The organism is Streptococcus porci DSM 23759, from assembly GCF_000423765.1.
In the GTDB taxonomy this organism is placed as follows: Bacteria; Bacillota; Bacilli; order Lactobacillales; family Streptococcaceae; genus Streptococcus; species Streptococcus porci.
Genome location: NZ_AUIP01000006.1, coordinates 95,587 through 108,456 on the forward strand (window position 1 = coordinate 95,587; position 12,870 = coordinate 108,456).

18 protein-coding genes and 2 pseudogenes are annotated in these 12,870 nt (G+C 33.9%); 7 read left to right on the top strand and 13 right to left on the bottom strand.

Annotated elements, in window-relative coordinates:
• Nucleotides 1–4 precede the first annotated feature (4 nt).
• The 11 genes and pseudogenes from G576_RS0101995 to G576_RS0102045 all read right to left on the bottom strand — a co-directional run bounded on the left by G576_RS0101995 (nt 5) and on the right by G576_RS0102045 (nt 7,740).
• Nucleotides 5–799, bottom strand: coding sequence for a rolling circle replication-associated protein (locus G576_RS0101995; RefSeq protein ID WP_027973146.1), 795 nt, complete (start codon nt 797–799; stop codon nt 5–7).
• A 146-nt stretch (nt 800–945) separates the two neighbouring features.
• Nucleotides 946–1,674, bottom strand: a pseudogene (locus tag G576_RS12110) (metallophosphoesterase).
• Nucleotides 1,674–2,456 carry a metallophosphoesterase gene (locus G576_RS0102005; protein WP_027973147.1) on the bottom strand — a complete coding sequence of 261 codons (783 nt, stop codon included), beginning with the start codon at nt 2,454–2,456 and terminating at the stop codon, nt 1,674–1,676. Before G576_RS0102005 ends, G576_RS12110 begins: the two are co-directional and overlap by 1 nt.
• A 4-nt stretch (nt 2,457–2,460) precedes the next feature.
• The gene (locus G576_RS0102010) at nt 2,461–2,985 is read right to left on the bottom strand and encodes a metallophosphoesterase (protein WP_027973148.1); all 525 of its coding nucleotides are present in this window, start codon (nt 2,983–2,985) and stop codon (nt 2,461–2,463) included.
• 12 nt (nt 2,986–2,997) lie between these two features.
• Nucleotides 2,998–3,381, bottom strand: a complete 384-nt coding sequence (locus tag G576_RS0102015; RefSeq protein WP_027973149.1) for a hypothetical protein — start codon at nt 3,379–3,381, stop codon at nt 2,998–3,000.
• A gap of 17 nt (nt 3,382–3,398) precedes the next feature.
• Nucleotides 3,399–3,713, bottom strand: coding sequence for a hypothetical protein (locus G576_RS0102020; RefSeq protein WP_027973150.1), 315 nt, complete (start codon nt 3,711–3,713; stop codon nt 3,399–3,401).
• A 102-nt stretch (nt 3,714–3,815) separates the two neighbouring features.
• Entirely contained in the window at nt 3,816–5,102 is a 1,287-nt protein-coding gene (locus tag G576_RS0102025) for an FtsK/SpoIIIE domain-containing protein (protein WP_037618235.1), read from the bottom strand.
• Between the two features lie 9 nt (nt 5,103–5,111).
• A complete protein-coding gene (locus G576_RS0102030; protein WP_027973152.1) occupies nt 5,112–5,519 on the bottom strand; it encodes a hypothetical protein in 408 nt (135 codons plus the stop codon).
• 10 nt (nt 5,520–5,529) lie between these two features.
• Nucleotides 5,530–5,982, bottom strand: coding sequence for a hypothetical protein (locus tag G576_RS0102035; protein WP_027973153.1), 453 nt, complete (start codon nt 5,980–5,982; stop codon nt 5,530–5,532).
• 336 nt (nt 5,983–6,318) lie between these two features.
• Complete coding sequence (locus tag G576_RS0102040; protein ID WP_027973154.1) at nt 6,319–7,065, bottom strand: exonuclease/endonuclease/phosphatase family protein; 747 nt, start codon at nt 7,063–7,065, stop codon at nt 6,319–6,321.
• Between the two features lie 165 nt (nt 7,066–7,230).
• Complete coding sequence (locus G576_RS0102045; protein ID WP_027973155.1) at nt 7,231–7,740, bottom strand: hypothetical protein; 510 nt, start codon at nt 7,738–7,740, stop codon at nt 7,231–7,233.
• A gap of 223 nt (nt 7,741–7,963) precedes the next feature.
• Here G576_RS0102045 and G576_RS13850 point away from each other — a divergent pair, with 223 nt between their 5' ends.
• A complete protein-coding gene (locus G576_RS13850; protein ID WP_245563005.1) occupies nt 7,964–8,038 on the top strand; it encodes a hypothetical protein in 75 nt (24 codons plus the stop codon).
• Between the two features lie 301 nt (nt 8,039–8,339).
• Nucleotides 8,340–8,414, top strand: a pseudogene (gene rpsI, locus G576_RS14120) (30S ribosomal protein S9); the annotation flags it as partial.
• Nucleotides 8,415–8,559: 145 nt separating this feature from the next.
• Here the strand turns inward: rpsI and G576_RS0102050 are convergent.
• Together G576_RS0102050 and G576_RS0102055 are read right to left on the bottom strand one after the other, a co-directional pair.
• Complete coding sequence (locus G576_RS0102050) at nt 8,560–9,714, bottom strand: site-specific integrase (RefSeq protein ID WP_027973156.1); 1,155 nt, start codon at nt 9,712–9,714, stop codon at nt 8,560–8,562.
• A 53-nt stretch (nt 9,715–9,767) separates the two neighbouring features.
• On the bottom strand, nt 9,768–10,286 hold the full coding sequence (locus G576_RS0102055) for a helix-turn-helix domain-containing protein (protein WP_027973157.1): 519 nt from the start codon (nt 10,284–10,286) through the stop codon (nt 9,768–9,770).
• A 152-nt stretch (nt 10,287–10,438) separates the two neighbouring features.
• Between G576_RS0102055 and G576_RS0102060 the strand changes: the two genes are divergently transcribed.
• From G576_RS0102060 to G576_RS0102080, 5 genes are read left to right on the top strand one after another with little or no spacing between them, the layout of a single operon-like run.
• A complete protein-coding gene (locus G576_RS0102060) occupies nt 10,439–10,702 on the top strand; it encodes a hypothetical protein (protein WP_027973158.1) in 264 nt (87 codons plus the stop codon).
• 29 nt (nt 10,703–10,731) lie between these two features.
• Nucleotides 10,732–11,556, top strand: coding sequence for a DnaD domain protein (locus tag G576_RS13855; RefSeq protein ID WP_027973159.1), 825 nt, complete (start codon nt 10,732–10,734; stop codon nt 11,554–11,556).
• A 14-nt stretch (nt 11,557–11,570) separates the two neighbouring features.
• On the top strand, nt 11,571–11,861 hold the full coding sequence (locus G576_RS0102070) for a DUF5962 family protein (RefSeq protein WP_027973160.1): 291 nt from the start codon (nt 11,571–11,573) through the stop codon (nt 11,859–11,861).
• Nucleotides 11,854–12,216, top strand: coding sequence for a plasmid mobilization protein (locus tag G576_RS0102075; RefSeq protein ID WP_027973161.1), 363 nt, complete (start codon nt 11,854–11,856; stop codon nt 12,214–12,216). Before G576_RS0102070 ends, G576_RS0102075 begins: the two co-directional genes overlap by 8 nt.
• The gene (locus G576_RS0102080) at nt 12,216–12,572 is read left to right on the top strand and encodes a hypothetical protein (RefSeq protein WP_027973162.1); all 357 of its coding nucleotides are present in this window, start codon (nt 12,216–12,218) and stop codon (nt 12,570–12,572) included. The genes G576_RS0102075 and G576_RS0102080 overlap by 1 nt, the downstream gene beginning before the upstream one ends.
• The last annotated feature ends 298 nt before the right edge of the window (nt 12,573–12,870 follow it).

Here is a 12,870-nt window from a genome sequence, read left to right on the forward strand (position 1 = left end):
TTCCTTACTCCTTATCAATTTTGATTTTTCGATACTTGACCTTGTTATTTACAAAATGTCCTTTTCTGAAAACTTTACTGTTGTAGGTACTTTCGTAAAGGATGTCATCAGTTTGGATAAGGTCTTCTACATTTTCATTTGTTAAAAGCTTTATTTCCTCAGGTTGCTTAAGGTTTCTAGAGGAGTAAAAAGCTTTCTTTCCTAAGCTCTCTAACAATTCTTGCCCTATGCCTTTTTCCATGTATTTTGCGACATATCTACCAGCATTGGAAGAATCATCTAGGCTGTCTAATTTGTTTATCCGAACAGCCCCGTGTCCCCAAATCCTTAATAAGTCTTTGTGAGGAACATAAGGGAAATTAAAAAGAAGAATGTGTGCATGCCACGCTCCTCTTTTCTGTCGTTCTAATACTGAGATATATTTTAGTTGCCTTCGTTTAGAATTGTAAATGTAGTAGTTCAATCTTTTGATAAACTTGTCAAACATTGTATTAAATTCTGTTCGGTCTTGAATATTTGCTTTTGTAGTAAGGGTAAGGAAACTTGTTTTATTATCATAATTGCTATCTATTAGTCTTTGGAGTTTCCATTTTGAATTTTTACGTGTCTTTGATATACGGTTTAATCTTTCATCTTGTTCATCAGGTGTAAGTTCATCAAACGTTCTACGTTTTTTCTTATCTTTTAAACTAACTTGATTGGTTTCAATATCAGTATTATCACTTGAGAAAATAGGGGAACTATATTCCCAAATCTCAAGGTACGAGGAAGTTCGGATAATTTTGCGATTGTAACTCACAAAATCACCTCATTTTCTCGTAACGTTTGCCTATATAATAAATAAACTAGAGGAGCAAGCTCCTCTGAATTTTTATCACAAGAATCGCTCCGCTAAACACGCTTCCAGCTTGCCGACCAGTCGGCAGTTTTTCTTGTGAAAAAAATTTAGTAGTTATAGGTTTGGTTTAGGGTATCAAATTCAAGAACAGGGATGACTTTGCTCTGGTCAACTGTTCCGTCTATAAAGTAGTGATTGTGTTCATCAAAGAAAATTTTTCCCAGATAATCTTTATTATCGGCGACTTGAAAAGAACCAACATGTCCTGAGATAATATCTTTTGAAAATTTTCCGGTTGTAACAGGGAATTTATTTGTAAATATACTAGGGTCAGTTCCCTCTTTCCAAAAAACACCTGCTTCTTCATCGATACCAGCATGAACAAAGATTTGCCAATCTGTTTCAATATATCTAGGTTCTTGGTATTTTCTTTTAAACCACTCCATGAAAGGAGTGAATTTTGGATTATATTTAATTTCATCTCGGATAGCTTCTTCAAACTGACTAGGATTCTTCTGGAAAAGCTGGGTCAATTCCTCTAATGAAAAGAAACTTTTAATGGTCTCAGGAAAATATTCAGCATTTACATCTTCGTTAATTAGCCAATGTTAGAACCACTCATCGTGGTTTCCTAAGAGTGCCGTGACTTGGTTAGGATAATTAGATTCGAGCTCTCTAATTTTTTCAAGGACTTGATAAGAGTATTCCCCATTATCTATATAATCTCCAAGTATAAATAAGTGATTTTCCGACATAGTTAAATCAACTTTTTCGAGAGCCACTAAAAATTCATCAAGATATCCATGAATATCACTCATTGCATAGTAAATAGCCATTATTTTCCTCCGATATACTTTTTCAATCTGTCAAAAGTTTCAACAGATTTCCACTTAGTAGCAATAACAGAAAACTCCTTGATTTCAGAATCATAGAGGAGAATATCCCCGTTTCCAAAAAAATTCATTTCTTCATCAATCGCAAAAGTATCAATTCCTATTATATTTTTAGACAAGTCAATAGAGGTTTGAGGAGTATGTCCAACAATTTGTTTTGGGTATTCGGGATTGGGTGCTATTTCAATTTCTTCAATATGAGCCCATACAGGAGAACCAGCTAAATCTTGACCGCCCCTCATTGGACCAATAGCACTAGCAAAACGAATCAATTCATCCTCGTTCTCTAGGGACAATCTAGAAAAGTGCCAATCCTCTACATCAAATAAGAAGTTATAACCGGCATGTGAAATAAGGTAATCGTCTAATTGAAAAGCGATTTGTAGGTCAAGTTCCTCTAGTGTATCTCCGATAGCTTCAAAAGCTTCTTGATTAGTCAAAGTAAAGGAAGTAGGGATTCCCAGATAGTAGAAGATGTCGTGATTCCCTATTAGAAATGTACATGAAATTCCTTTTTCAGTAGCTTTCTTTTTCCAATCAACTAAATAAATCAAGTCTTTAGCATAAAGCTTTGCATTGTTTTGTTGCCCTTGAATTCTTGTGTCAAGGTAGTCCCCCATGAAGATAACTTGTTTTACAGAATGATTTTCAATGATATTATCAATGATTGGCAGGATTAGTCCATTTTTTAAGTGTGTGTCGCCGATGAGGATTGTTTTAGTCATATCATCACTCCTTTACAATATCTAGGATTTGTTCAATGCTAATAGGTGTAAAATTAATCATATCAGCACCTACGTTTATTGCACGGTCTCCTAATATGTCTTTGAAATAGTCGGTTCTATTGTTATGAACATGTCCGTACAAGTGGATCGAGTTATGAAAATAATCTTCCCATTCCAGTATGGGATAGTGAAATAAAATGAATTTTCTTTTTTTATATCGAAATGTGTAGTAATCTTTAACCCATTCAAATAAGGTTTGGTCAAAATCAGGGGAATCAAGATAATGTTCATGATTCCCTTTGATTAAGTACTTCTTGCCATTTAGGCTTGTTAAAACTTCATTTGCTTGCTCGGCCTTTCCTCGAAAAAGGAAGTCGCCGAGAATATAGACTTCATCATTTTCAGTTACAACTTGATTCCAATTGCTGATGAGCTTTCTATTCATTTCATCAGCGTTTATAAAGGGGCGATTGGAAAATTTTATAACATTTTCATGATAAAAGTGAGTGTCAGCGATGAAGTATATCATAAGTAACCTCAATCATCTAGCGTTAATAGCATAGGCATATACCAAGTAGTTGGCAAAATCACCGATACGTTTTCGGTCCTCTTGAAACTTTTCGTACCAACTACAATCTTTATTATTTTCAAGAGCAAGTGCTTTAATTAGTTTTAGGTTATGGATTACTTTGTTATGAATAGTAGTTCTGGTAGAATCAAAATCCAATTTTTCTTCTCGTGACAGTAGTAACCATTTTGCTCGTGCCTCTGTATATTCAATACAATAAGTTAAGAGCTCTATCCAATACTCTTGAAATTCGCTGTCAAGCTTATTGGATGAGTTTAGGATTTGTTCATGAATAGTTTGACATTCAGAAAAAGTCAGGTGTGATTTGTCAAAGTCAGTATAAGTGTAGAATTTCATGTATTACCTCTTGGAGTTTATTTTATTACCGGCAAAATATCGGAGCAGGTAAACCATAGGTTACCATTAAATTGTCCAACATTCAAGTCTTTCAAAATAACCTCACGAGTTTTATTTTTGGACATCTCTTCGTAAGAAATTGTTGGGGTAGTGGTGTTTACCTTCACTTGAATCATCTCCATAAAGAAATCTGAGGATTCATCTTGGATGGAAATATTCACACGGTAGGCAGAGAGTTTTTGAGTTTCACGGTCATGCACTTCGGTAAGCCCTTTTATTGCAAAGAATTTGTTGCCAAGTAGTTCTGGTTTTAAAAAATCATTTAGTTTCATAAATATTCCTTTCTTTTGTCATCGCAAGCGATGATGAATCCTTTCCTATGAGTAAATCAGTAAACTGAATTACTCACATACAAGGATTGATAGTATTTTGAGTTAGTGTATCAATTTTTGAAGTTCGCTAATAAAGTCGAACTCTTTTGGATTTAGATATGGGCTTTCCCAATATTCGGCAGATTCCTTTCCAGAGCCTTGCATATAGAGATAGCCAGCTCCCTTAACTTCGATGGGTTGTCGTTTTACTGGAGTAGCAGAACCGAAGACCATTCGATAGCCCTCTGAAGAGTTAGCTCCAAGGGCAATACGTAATCCGAGGTTATCTCTTAAATCAGTATTGAGTGTGTCAGCATTAACTTGTTGAGCTGATACAAGGATAAATACTCCTGCTTGTCTTCCGAGGAGAATAATCTGTTTTATTCCGTCCATAACTTCTTGGATAATTTCTTTTGATTTTTTATCTGTTCCGCTTGCTTGAAAAGCGCCCATTTCGTCAAAAATTAACCAAGTCATTTTGAAACCGTGGTCTGAAAAGTTAGCACCATACCTAAAGTTTTCTCTCATATACTCATACCGCCGGTTCATTTCTTGAACGGTTAAGCGGACAATACGAGCAATGTGACTAGGAGAAGTAGCAACTCTTTCCGAACCTAGATAGTGTGATAAACTTCCGAGGTCAGAATTTTTGGGGTCAGCTATGAATAATTCGGAGTGTCTTTTTAATATTTCTAAAATGAAATATGAAATTAGAATAGATTTTCCAGAGCCAGTTCCGCCAGCTATCATTATATGCGGGCATTCACTAGGGTTATAAGTAACTCCATATCCTAGTGGAATAGTAAGGTCATTATTTGCTATCGTTGAAAAAGTGTTAGTCCGAAGTCTAGTAGGTTTAATAGTGTAGTAGTGGTATTCGACTGTCGAAGGTCGGATGATTTTATTCTCAAGCGGAAGTCCAATTAAAGCAGATAGTTCTATATCTATGTTCTCTAAACGCTTGGAATAGGCGTCACCTTGTTTATAAGCAGTAATAATAATTTTATTTTCGGTTTCTTTCCAGCCTAAAATAGCAGAGGTAGCGATATAGGTTTTGCCATCTATCTTTTTTTCTGTGAATAAATTATTTGCTTTTAAGAAGTAAAGTAAGGTATCTCTGGGTTTATATCGCTTGTAAATTCGCAAAGAAAGTTTTTGTAAGATATAAATTAGTCCAACAGAAAATAGCAACATGATTATATTCAAAGGGCTGAGATTGTTGAATAGTATGTTTATTCTAATTATTAGCATGATATAAGCTATATATTTAGCTATTTTTGAGTAGAATATCCAGTTGATGTTGCGTTTTGTAAGAGAAATTGTAGGATTTCGATTGTGAATAAATTTCATGATATCTCCTTAGATAAATTTCGGGTGGATAGTTTTATTACCGTACCTTAAAGTAAGGTGTTTTTTGGCATTTAAAATATGTTGTAATGTCATATCTCCAGCAACGATAAATTGGTCATTCTTTTCAATAATTCCAAAACAAACAAACCAACTACCGAGGGATTCTGTTGGAATCATATCATTATTAAAAAAGGCTTGAAATTTTTTTCCAAGGGTCTCTCTTGGGTCAGGGATGAGAAGAATATCATTTCCGAAAATAAATTCAAAGTCTTTGTTTTTGTTTGAGTACTCATCTAGAACAGGAAAAATGATATCTTGTTCTGAATAATCGAGGATAATACTTTTAGCCGTAGGGATAGTATCATCAAGTGATACTATCAGGGCATTGGGATTGTGTGTAAAAGCTAATTGAGTCATCATCTTCTCCTTATTTTAGGTTGTATCGGTTTTCGAACCATTCCTCATCTTGGGTTAAAGTTATCCCATCAGTGTATCGGACAAGTTTGAGATGTGCAGTAGAGAACTTTGGCTGGTCTGAGGTGCTATTCTCAAAATCTAACGTTTTAGAAAATTTCTTTAATGGCTTTTCTGAGATTACTTGTTTTCTTTGTTGGTCATAACTAGTAGTATCGGTAAAACCATTCGGAATTGGCTCGATTGTTCGTTTTCCAAAATTCTCATGAGAATCGATAGTCTCAAAGCCAATGTGTGCCATTGTTAACGTAATTTTCTTTTTTTCTAATATCTCTGAACCGCTTAATGTGGTCGTAACCACTTGCTTGATATCAATGATTTGCCAAAAGTTATTGATTGGAATTTGGTTATCCTCAAAGAAGATATCGCCTTTTTTAAAAGTGTGAATGCATTGTTCAAATTTCATATTTTTTCCTCCAGTATTAAAAATTAAAAGGGCTTCGAACTATTAAATTTTCAAAGGTCAATTTTTTGTACATTTCCTTTCTACAAAATACATTATACAACAAAATTTAAAAAATTCAATAGTTTTTACAAAAAAAATTCCAAAAATGTACATTTTTTTAAAAAAATAAAAAAATAAACCCTAAATTTTAGGGCTTATCATATCTTTTCACTTAGTTTAAGTAGTAAGTTGCATATAAAGTAGGATTATTTTTAGAAGTGACAAAGATTCCCCATAGTTTCTAATGAAAATTTTGTCTTTTTATCGTCCGCTATAAGGGAAGCATGTATTTTCGATTTATAATTTTAGTTCAGCAATTACTGCTTTGTGGTCTGATTTTATATAGTTTTCAAGGTGTTCTATCTTTGAAATAGGTCTATTTGAATAAATAAAATCAACATGAGATTTTTTATCAATACATGTAATTTTATCTCCTACTTTTTCTTTGGCTATATTCCATCCATTATATTTATTCGATAGCTCTGTCCATGAATTTTTTAACTGATTGTATTTTTCGTCACTTGAGAATTTATTTTTGTACGAATCGAAATAGTTTTTTAATGATTCTGTTCCGTCGTTAATATTCCAATCACCAAACGCAAGATTGATATTATCTGAATTAGACCAATCTTTTATATAATCGAGAATCGTGTTAATCCCATATTCTTTTGACCGTTGGTTAGGTGCACCAGTAGGGAGATAAAAGCTATTAATATCGATTTTGTCCCCAACCAATCTTAAATTTCGATATTGAAGTGGGTGCTCTGTCAAAAGGGGAGCAACTTGTTTTAGATTGTATTTTGTTAGAATTTCTGACTTTACCATGATTACAGTGGTCAACTGTGGCTTATTAAGTTCTAGTAAGTGTAAAGGAGAAAATACCTTATATTTTTCACTTTCTAGATATTTGATTTGGTGATTGTAGATTTCTGATATAGCAATAATGTCTAAATCACTTTCCAAAAGTTTTTTTGCGTTGCCAGTATTGCTATCTACTAAATTTGAATTTCTATAATTTTCAAAATTAAATGTGCCTATTTTCATCTTCGGCCTCCGTATATTTTTTTATAATCAAGAATCTCAATGTAAAAAATACGATTGAGTGTTCTATTTGTAAACTATTATAACACAAAAACACAAAAACGCAACACAAAAATACATTTTTTTTGTACATTTTTTATTTAAAAATTTCAATTGATTGTGGTGAAATTAATACTTAATAAATTTATTCTTAAAATCCCAAAGAAGATTTGTCAAAGTATCGTAGTTAACAGGAGCGACAATTTCCGATAGATTCTTTTGAAGTTCTATAAATTGTTTCTCAAATGCGTCTTCAGATATCAGTTCATCATTTTGTGTTTGATATGAAAGTAGTGCAGCTTTTAAGATATACTTTAGGCAGACCCCAAGTGTAACACTTCTAGTATTTGTAGCAGAGGGGAGAATGTTTTTATACTGCTTAATCCCTGAGGCTACTCTATCACTGATATCCACGTTTATTTTTAACTCTTTTTCTTCAACAGGATAAATATTGTTTAGAGGAATTGAATTATCCTGTACAACTTTTTTCCAGTTAGTAACGTTTTGTGTTGAATCAAAGGCTTTGGCAATAATAATTGCTTTAGTAATGTGTGTGTCAGATTCTTGTTCATAAATTTTACGTAGTTCGCGAATGTAAAATGCTGATTCTGCTGAAATTCGTACTTGAAATTTGCTCATTTTTTTCTCCTTTTTATATAAATTGTACAATTAAAATTCAATAATAGCAAATTTACTAATGTTATGATTGAAATAATATTGCAAAATGCTATACTAGTATCGTAAAGAAGTAAAGACGGTGGTTGCTATTTCGAAAGGTAGGTGGTGCCTATGTGCATAACCAGTAAAATCCTATTAGAAAGGAGCGACCAACATTTTGTCGACTTTTGAAGTATTGACGCTTATGTTTGTAGCTGGTAACTTCGTTATCTCGCTTGTAAAGTTGATACTTGAACTTGTTAAAACGACAAAAAAATAGCCGTCTGTACTTTGGGCAGTCTGACGAGCTATCTTATATAGAATAAAGATTGTAACCACCGTCTTAAACGGCTTTACATTGGGTGTTGTTCTTTGCGACACCCTTTTCTATTTCATTGTACCATTTTTACTCTAAAAAGCAAGTCATAACTTCTTTTTTGTTAGGCAAATTACTGATATACCTGACTCGTATTGGTTTATTTTGTAGAATAAATTTGCCCTATTTAGATGAAATTACTTGAAATTAGTTGAGAACTAGTAAGTCTTTGGTAGTCAAAAATGGCTTGATTAAAGCTATTTGAGCTAGTTTAGTTACTAGGTTAGCCAAACCAGGTCTTAAGAAAGCACGTAAAGCTAGCCAGTTCTCTAAACGTTAAGAAACGGCTACAAATCAACGTTTATGGACACTCAAGAGTTTATTTCTTGGGTGTTTTTTTGATGAAAAAAGTACTTTGGTAATCCTTTTGGTAATCTTTCGAGACTTGGTTTTTGGTCAATATGAGGCTGAGCAATAAATCTAGTTCATTTAGCCTTATTAAGATACTCTGCAAATTTTGTAATTGACTGTTTTTCACCAGCTTTTGTAGCATGGCTATAAGTGTCTAAAGTCATCTGGCTGCTTGCATGGCCTAAGCGTTTAGCAGTATTGACTGGGTCAATTCCCATTTCAATCATCAAGGTTGCGTGAGTGTGTCTAAACCCATGTGGGCTAATCTTTTTAAGATTATGCTTACGTATAATACGTTTTAGAATATTGTTGATATAGTCAGCGTGTAAGGGTTCTATCTCACCATCTCGGTTGCAGTATGTAAACATAAATTCTTTGTCGAGAGAAAGAGGCTGTACTGATAATTGCCACTTTTCTCTGCTAGTTTCCTGTTTCCATTTGTTGAGGATAGAACAGGTTTCATCATCAAGATATATAGAGCGTACAGAGAATGTATTTTTAGTTCCTTTTTCAATGGCATGACCATCTATTCTTCCTAAACTTTTGCTAACTGTTAATAGTTGATTTTCAGAATCAAAATCTTCCCACTTGAGAGCATATAGTTCTCCCTTGCGTAATCCGCTATAAGCTAATAATCGGAATAGCGCATAATGTTTATAGGGTTCATTTTCCAAAATAATTGTCAAAAATTGATGCAATTCGTTAACTGTCCAATAGTTCTCACTGACAGTTTTTTTGAGTTTAGGCATAATAACCTTGCTCATGGGATTTCGTTCAATATAATTCATATTAATGGCAAATTCAAATATTTTAGAAGTATAAGATTTGATTTGCTTCATGTTTTTGAATGTCTTGGCTTTGTCAGTGATGAAGGTTTGACAGTCTAAAGGACTGATTTTTGAAATTTTCTTTTCTCCAAAAACAGGAAGAATATGTAGGCGATAAAGGTCGGCAGTTTTGACTGCAGTAGTTGCTTCAACAGTATCTTTATAAGCTTCATACCATCTTTGATAAAGCTCTTGGTAAGTGTAGGTTGTTTGAGCAGTAATATGGACAAAAGTTCCACTATTCAACTGATGATTAACAGCAGTTTCATGAGCTTTGGCAGCTTTACGCGTCTTGAACCCTCGTTTAGTATAATATTTTTTCTTACCGTAGTCGTTTAGACCAAGGTAAACTTTAACAAAATAGGTGATTCCTTTTGTAGATTGGTACTTGTGTACAGACATAACAGTTCTCCGTTTCTAAGTTTTCGGAGCTTATGTAATTGAGAAATATTAGTCTATTTTCTGTCGCGATCTGCTCGTCTAATTTGAAACTCTTCAGTTTGTATCCACGTTTTCCAAATATCCGATTTTTGGCCTTGGTTATTCATAAACTTAATTAAGTCATTGATAAACGTTTCTTCATAATCCACCAAGTAGTTAGAAAGAATACGTCTAAAGTCATCTGAGAAAACCTCGTTTAAGGGCATAGACAAATGAATTTCTCCAAGCTCGATACTTTTCTTAAGTTTTTCCATATCACTCTTAAAAGGCGTTACAGAAGTAATTTCGGATATTTTAAAACTATCAGCGACTATCTTCAGTTTTGATGGAGCGTGTTTCTCATCATCAATCCCAAGGATGTATGCTACTGAGACACCAAAATAGTCAGCCAGTTTTTGAGCATTTTCTTTTTTTGGCTTTCGTATTCCTTGGTTATAGCTAGATAATGTTGGATAGGATATATCTAGTGTTTCACTGATACTTTTTATTTTTTTGCCACTTTCTTCGATAAGTTTAGCTATATTATTAGTCATAGTTACCTCCTAGTTGATATTTTAACACATTTAATACAAAAAGTATAATGCCACTTGACAAGAATACAAAAAGTATTTATAATTTAAAATGTATAATAAAATATACAAATTTCGGAGTTTATTTAATTGAGAAATAGAAACGAGGTAATAATATGTCTGAAGAAGCGACTTTAGTTGTTCAACTTCCCAAGGTTTTGGAAAAACAATTAAGGGCACATTATGATGAAATGGTTTCTACAGCTATTGAAAGAGCGCTAGAGGATAAAGAATTATATAAACCTATGGTTCGGATGGCAGCCCTTTCTAGATGGCTTGATGTGTCAACGACAACCCTTCAAAAGTGGACGCGTGAAGGAATGCCTACAATGGTTATTGATGGTGTGACTCTGTACGATAAACGTGCGGTTACACGTTAGTTGAAGCAATATGAAAGATGAGGTAAAGGATGGCTAATAGACGAATGTTGAGTAAAACGGTAGTACAGACACAACGATTTTTACGCCTACCACTTGAAGCGCAGGCGCTTTACTGTCACTTGGTAGTCAATGCAGATGATGATGGTATTGTTGAAGCTTTTCCTGTTATGCGAATGATCAACGCTAATGAGGACAGTTTGAATTTATTAACTCTTAAGCAGTATTTACTCTTGTTAAACAATGAAATGGTTTACTTTATCAAGGATTTCTTTGAGCAGAATACCATCAAAGCAGATCGTTACACACCGAGTAGTCATCGTCAACTTCTTATAGATTATCTGAAGGATAATCAGTTGTTGGAGAATTTAAATTTAGGTCCACGCTTGATTAATTATCTTCAAAATACTAGGCTCCAAGTTGGAGCCAGTCTGGATCCAGATGGGAACCGCAATATAATTAAAGATAAGATAAGTAAAGATAGGATAGGGAAAGATAAGTTAAGTCAAGATAAGATAGGATTAGATAATGATCCAATCTCATCACGACTGACTGATGACATCTGGTTAATGGAAACACTATGGCATCGAGAATTAACCCGACAGGAAAAAGTATTACTAGAAGGATTAACAGTTAGTGATTCTTTATTGCAGTTAGCTATTCACAAAACAGCTGAGCTTGAGCCAAAAAAACAAAACATGAGTTATGTCAAAGGGATACTAATGAATTGGGAAGCTAGAGGGTTTATAACTGCTGACCAAGTGATAGCGTCTGAAAAAGACTACCGTCCATTAGAAATTTCAAATGTGGAAGTATCTGAAGATTTCATAGCAGCTATGGATATATGGAAAGATTAGAAGGATAACTAGTGATGACAGTATATTATCAATTAGAAAATATGTTAGTGGCTGGATTTAAGTCACAAGAGGAGTACGACCGCTATCAGGCTCTCAAGAGAGACTATGAAGGGGAGTCAGAAGACTACAGCTTTTCTATTAGAGAAATCACCAATCAGATTGAAATCATTTGTCAGACCTCAGAGAATGATTTTCCGAACTTATCAGAAGCATTAATGATTGATTATTTAGAACTGGTAGGAGAGTTGAAACGATATGATACTAATCAGGCAGACAGGTATTTAGGGATGGTTCGTCATGTCTGAACGTATTAGAACTATATTAAAGAAGTTTTATGTGACGGAATTGCAGAATGAAGTACTTAATCAACTAGTAAATGATACAGGCTTACAAACATTCTCTAATTACGCTCGTCGGGTGCTTTTTAAGGAAACGTCACTCTTTATTCAATTTGATGAATCTCAGTTTGATGAATTGATTTATTCTCTAAGACGTATTCAAAATAATTTAAGGCAATTATCTAAAATTGCAGAGCAGTCTCAAGATAGTCAAGTCTACAGAGCTATGGACTATAGCAGAAGGTTAGTTTCACATTATGAAAAGGAGTTAACTCGTTACCACAATAAAAAGAAACGGAAATTATTATCTAAGGGAGCTTAATGGATAAAAATAGAATTAGAAATGTTGTTAAACAAGTCTTTTTGTCTGAAGAAGAAAATCAAAAATTGTTAAAGCGAATGAAGCAAGATGGCTTTTCAAACTTTTCTATTTTTGCTAGAAAGCAATTGTTGAAACCTGATTTTGAAACATGGCTAGTAAGCTTTCCGGAATATCAGACTCTGACGAATAGATTGCTATTTATTGGCAGAACAATTAATTCTATTGCCAAGAGTGCGACCCAGTTTGGGAAAATCTCTCCGCAAGACTTGATGGAATTAGGTCAGCTGATGGAGGAACTTGTTGAACATGTAGAGAAGCAAATCAGGGAAGATAAGCAACGAGTAGCTAAGAAGTGATAGTACTCCAGTAATTTTGGCAGCATAGTTTTAAAATAAGATAGCAAAAACGCTGATGGTGGTCAGTGTTTTTTATTATGTCGTCATAAAAAATCCTTGTACGGACAATGTGCGGCACCGTATAAAGTACGGTTATGTCCTTAGAATGTTAAAAGGTCTTTGCGAGCTCAGATAGTGTATACACACTATCGTAAAAAACAAACATCAGCAAAGGTCAGTGTGACCCTTTTGAGGTGATGTTCGTTTTTTATATCTGGGGAGAATCCCCAGGCCCCTTGAGAAATAGTTCGAGATAAGG

What these genes read in the sequence shown, in the direction of transcription:
- G576_RS0102005 (WP_027973147.1), bottom strand. Translation starts at nt 2,456, where the DNA reads ATGACTAAAACAATCCTCATCGGCGACACACACTTAAAAAATGGACTA.
- G576_RS0102010 (WP_027973148.1), bottom strand. Translation starts at nt 2,985, where the DNA reads ATGATATACTTCATCGCTGACACTCACTTTTATCATGAAAATGTTATA.
- G576_RS0102015 (WP_027973149.1), bottom strand. Translation starts at nt 3,381, where the DNA reads ATGAAATTCTACACTTATACTGACTTTGACAAATCACACCTGACTTTT.
- G576_RS0102020 (WP_027973150.1), bottom strand. Translation starts at nt 3,713, where the DNA reads ATGAAACTAAATGATTTTTTAAAACCAGAACTACTTGGCAACAAATTC.
- G576_RS0102025 (WP_037618235.1), bottom strand. Translation starts at nt 5,102, where the DNA reads ATGAAATTTATTCACAATCGAAATCCTACAATTTCTCTTACAAAACGC.
- G576_RS0102030 (WP_027973152.1), bottom strand. Translation starts at nt 5,519, where the DNA reads ATGACTCAATTAGCTTTTACACACAATCCCAATGCCCTGATAGTATCA.
- G576_RS0102035 (WP_027973153.1), bottom strand. Translation starts at nt 5,982, where the DNA reads ATGAAATTTGAACAATGCATTCACACTTTTAAAAAAGGCGATATCTTC.
- G576_RS0102040 (WP_027973154.1), bottom strand. Translation starts at nt 7,065, where the DNA reads ATGAAAATAGGCACATTTAATTTTGAAAATTATAGAAATTCAAATTTA.
- G576_RS0102045 (WP_027973155.1), bottom strand. Translation starts at nt 7,740, where the DNA reads ATGAGCAAATTTCAAGTACGAATTTCAGCAGAATCAGCATTTTACATT.
- G576_RS0102050 (WP_027973156.1), bottom strand. Translation starts at nt 9,714, where the DNA reads ATGTCTGTACACAAGTACCAATCTACAAAAGGAATCACCTATTTTGTT.
- G576_RS0102055 (WP_027973157.1), bottom strand. Translation starts at nt 10,286, where the DNA reads ATGACTAATAATATAGCTAAACTTATCGAAGAAAGTGGCAAAAAAATA.
- G576_RS0102060 (WP_027973158.1), top strand. Translation starts at nt 10,439, where the DNA reads ATGTCTGAAGAAGCGACTTTAGTTGTTCAACTTCCCAAGGTTTTGGAA.
- G576_RS13855 (WP_027973159.1), top strand. Translation starts at nt 10,732, where the DNA reads ATGGCTAATAGACGAATGTTGAGTAAAACGGTAGTACAGACACAACGA.
- G576_RS0102070 (WP_027973160.1), top strand. Translation starts at nt 11,571, where the DNA reads ATGACAGTATATTATCAATTAGAAAATATGTTAGTGGCTGGATTTAAG.
- G576_RS0102075 (WP_027973161.1), top strand. Translation starts at nt 11,854, where the DNA reads ATGTCTGAACGTATTAGAACTATATTAAAGAAGTTTTATGTGACGGAA.
- G576_RS0102080 (WP_027973162.1), top strand. Translation starts at nt 12,216, where the DNA reads ATGGATAAAAATAGAATTAGAAATGTTGTTAAACAAGTCTTTTTGTCT.